This window comes from Vibrio sp. Vb0937 (genome assembly GCF_033338855.1).
In genome coordinates, this window is record NZ_JAWOTK010000228.1 from 1 (window position 1) to 1,327 (window position 1,327).

Here is a 1,327-nt window from a genome sequence, read left to right on the forward strand (position 1 = left end):
ATCACTAAATCGTTGAACAAACAGAATCCACTACCAAAATCTTTGTGAGCATGGTGGTAACCACCACTTAAGTGCAGTGCGATACCGTGTTCAAGCGCTTTTTCGGCTGTCAGAAGTGTACCAGCCGCTGAAGTCAGTGTTCGAGTGATCAGAGCTTCACTCCAAGGAAAGCCGATTCGACGCATTTTAGCGGCGGGCATATTACCTTGTGCCAGTAAGTCAACATACTCCGCATCATGCACGCGCTTGATCGCTTCAATTGACAGAGCTTGTGGTTCAAAAAACTGCACCCACTCAGCTTGCACACCGCGACGTACCTCTTCATAGAGATATTGATACTTCATGATTGGGTAACGGTGCCCTACAGGCAATTCAAGTTTTGAGTATATAGGGTGGTATATCAGTGGCAACATGAGACATTCTTTTCATACAACGTTGTGAAATATTACCAACTACAAAGGTTGAATAGAAATTAATTTAATTGATAATGATTTTCATTAAAAATTAAATTTCATACTCCAACGATGAAGAAAACGACATTTACGGTCCTAGGCGCTTTGTTTGGTTCCTTCTGTGCCATCTCTGTATTTATATCCCTGTTGTTTAGTGCATGGTGGTTAGTTGATTTTGTCGCACTCAGCTAACACAATAGTTCGATAACGAGTCTTACCAGAGAGTTAAAAATGGCCCATAGTGTTTTTATCACAGGCGCAAATCGTGGTATTGGTTTGAGTCTGACAGAGCTTTATCTTGCACGCGGGTGGAACGTCCTCGCTACTAGCCGTAACGTCACAGACAGTGACGAACTACAAGCTTTGAGAGCACGTTACTCCTCTTTGAGCTTGCATGAACTGGATGTTACTGATTACGCAAAAATCGCGTTACTTGCTCAGAGCCTGCCACCTATCGACCTTTTGATTAACAACGCTGGTTACTACGGCCCTAAAGGTTATGGGTTTGGAAACACCGATGTGGATGAATGGCGTAAAGTACTTGAGATTAATACGATAGCGCCACTTAAACTGGTCGAAACGCTCTATCCACAACTGCAACAAGGACAGTTGAAAAAAATCGCCTGCATCTCTTCAAAAGTCGGGAGTATGACGGAGAATACATCGGGTGGCGGCTATATTTATCGCTCGTCAAAGGCGGCACTCAATTCCGTAGTCAAAAGCTTAAGCAATGACTTAACGCCTGACGGTTTTACTGTCCTTGCTTTGCACCCTGGTTGGGTACGCACCACAATGGGTGGGCCAAATGCACTTATAGATGCAGAGATATCAGCTCAAGGGCTGGCACAAGTTATTGACCAAAGCACCGTTGAACA

1 protein-coding gene and 1 pseudogene are annotated in these 1,327 nt (G+C 44.1%); one reads left to right on the forward strand and one right to left on the reverse strand.

Annotation, left to right across the window (positions count from 1 at the left end; all coding sequences use genetic code 11):
- Nucleotides 1–413: pseudogene (locus R7P67_RS24645) on the reverse strand (histone deacetylase); the annotation flags it as partial.
- Nucleotides 414–683: 270 nt separating this feature from the next.
- On the opposite strand from R7P67_RS24645, the gene R7P67_RS24650 reads away from it, so the two are divergent.
- Nucleotides 684–1,327: SDR family oxidoreductase (locus R7P67_RS24650; protein WP_318086296.1), on the forward strand; the 644-nt coding region annotated here is incomplete at its 3' end.